This is a genomic window from Phyllobacterium sp. P5_D12 (genome assembly GCF_054049495.1).
Genome location: NZ_JBFUMG010000708.1, coordinates 1 through 1,956 on the forward strand (window position 1 = coordinate 1; position 1,956 = coordinate 1,956).

2 protein-coding genes and 1 pseudogene are annotated in these 1,956 nt (G+C 56.6%); 1 reads left to right on the forward strand and 2 read right to left on the reverse strand.

Annotation, left to right across the window (positions count from 1 at the left end; translation table 11 throughout):
* Positions 1 to 133 (reverse strand): annotated as a pseudogene (locus tag ACXJ5O_RS25530) (Re/Si-specific NAD(P)(+) transhydrogenase subunit alpha); the annotation flags it as partial.
* Positions 134 to 371: 238 nt separating this feature from the next.
* Positions 372 to 1,391 (reverse strand): 2-dehydropantoate 2-reductase, encoded by a 1,020-nt coding sequence (locus ACXJ5O_RS25535; RefSeq protein ID WP_457302349.1) that lies wholly within the window; start codon positions 1,389 to 1,391, stop codon positions 372 to 374.
* A gap of 304 nt (positions 1,392 to 1,695) precedes the next feature.
* Between ACXJ5O_RS25535 and ACXJ5O_RS25540 the strand changes: the two genes are divergently transcribed.
* Positions 1,696 to 1,956: bile acid:sodium symporter (locus tag ACXJ5O_RS25540; RefSeq protein WP_457302350.1), on the forward strand; the 261-nt coding region annotated here is incomplete at its 3' end.

Consider the following 1,956-nt stretch of genomic DNA (forward strand, 5'->3'; position numbering starts at 1 on the left):
TGCGCGAGGCAACCCCTGCGCCAGCCTCGACCACAACCGCAAACCCAAGCGCTATCAGCTTCTTGACCGTCTCCGGCGAACCGCCAACCCGCAGCTCGTCGATCTCTTTCGGTATGAACAGTGTCTGAGCCAAGCTCTCACCCCCAAGCAAGTTAAACACAACAAAACCAGTGGTTCTCTAGGGGCTGTGGTATTCACGCTCTGACGGCCTGCAAATGGCGTTTCTCTGCGCTCCGGTGCTCACGTACCTTAAAGTACGCTGCGCTCCGGTGCTCGAAAACCACCATTTTCGTCGCGTCATAACGTGAATCTCAACAGCCCCAAGAGCAAATTTTGCCTCGATTTTCTTTGAAACGGCGAACGGGAATGGATCACGATGCCATGACAAGCTTGGCCTTCGCCACTTCGGCGAAGGTTGGATAGAGCCCCCTCACACGCCCCATCTGCTGGGCAAGCGCAAGCACGCTGTCGATAAAGGGCGTATCCACGTCGCAAAGCCGGCCCATTTCCTGCACGGATGTCAAAAGCGCGTCGAGTTCGATCGCACGGCCCTTGTCGACATCCTGCAGCATGGACGTGCGGTGTGCGCCAACGCCCGCTGCGCCGTCAATGCGGCGCTCGACATCGACCCGGAAGGTCGCGCCGAACTTTTCGCCGATTGCCTGGGCCTCGAGCATCATGTTTCGCGCGAGGGTCCGCGTACCCGGGTCGGTGGCGACGATGTCGAGCGTCGCACCCGTCAACGCAGAAATCGGATTAAAGCAAAGATTGCCCCAAAGCTTGACCCAGATATCATTGCGGATGTCTTCATAGAAACGGGTTTTCAGGCCGGCAGCCTCCATTACAGCTGCCAACCGGCTAACCCGTTCGCTATTGCTGCAATCCGGTTCACCGAGGCCAAACTGATTGCCGTAAATGTGCTTGATGACGCCGGGACCACTGATTTCCGTGGCGGGATAAACGGTGGCGCCGATGACCCTCTCGGGTCCAATCGCATTCCACTGACGGTTATCCGGGTCGACGCTCTGCAGCCGGAGATCGGCCACGCTCGGACCCAGGCCATGAAAATACCACCRGGGAAGTCCGTTCTGAGCCGTCACCACTGCAGTGTCCTTACCCAGAAGCGGCGTCATGTCCTCGGCAACCTGCCACGCCTGGTGCGCTTTCAGCGTGACGATCACATAATCCTGAACACCCAACTCGCCCGGCTTGCTGGTAGCAGGCATGCGCTCGATGATTTCCGCACCGTCCATCAGGAGTTTCAAGCCGTTTTGCCGGATCGCGTCGAGATGCGCACCTCTGGCGACGATGGAGACGTCAGCGCCACCGCGCTTGAGCATCACTGCCATATAACCACCGATCGCGCCGGCGCCGTAAATGCAGATCTTCATCTAATTTCCTCCTGCTCGCCCTTTTTGGATCGTTCTGCCCTCATTTGATCGTCAGGGATCTGGTTGTTGTCACTTGCTCCAGCCAAGTGAGTGTACCGACAGGCAGATACGCGCCGAAGGCATCTGTCTTTTTCATCTGTGGTATACATAATCCCAAGAAATTCCCGAATGTCAATCCTGCCGGCAATAGGTGGCAAAACACCGCAGCATGATCACGATAGATGTCCTATATCATTGGGGCCCTCTTCCATTGCATTCTGGGTGCTCGCCATCGCCCTGGGAAAAAGCCGTTTCGGAATCATAGATGAAGTCACGTTTTCTACCGGATACCTTCACCCTGCTGCTTGTATCGACGGTGGTTCTCGCTTCATTCCTGCCGATAGGTGGCATCGCGGCGGACTACTTTGGATTGGCAACAAAGTTTGCGATCGGACTTCTCTTCTTCCTGCATGGTGCAAGGCTGTCGCGCGACGTCGTCGTAGCGGGCCTTCTGCACTGGAAATTGCATATCGTTATTCTGGCAGCCACATTCGTCCTGTTCCCGTTGTTGGGATTGACCACAAGC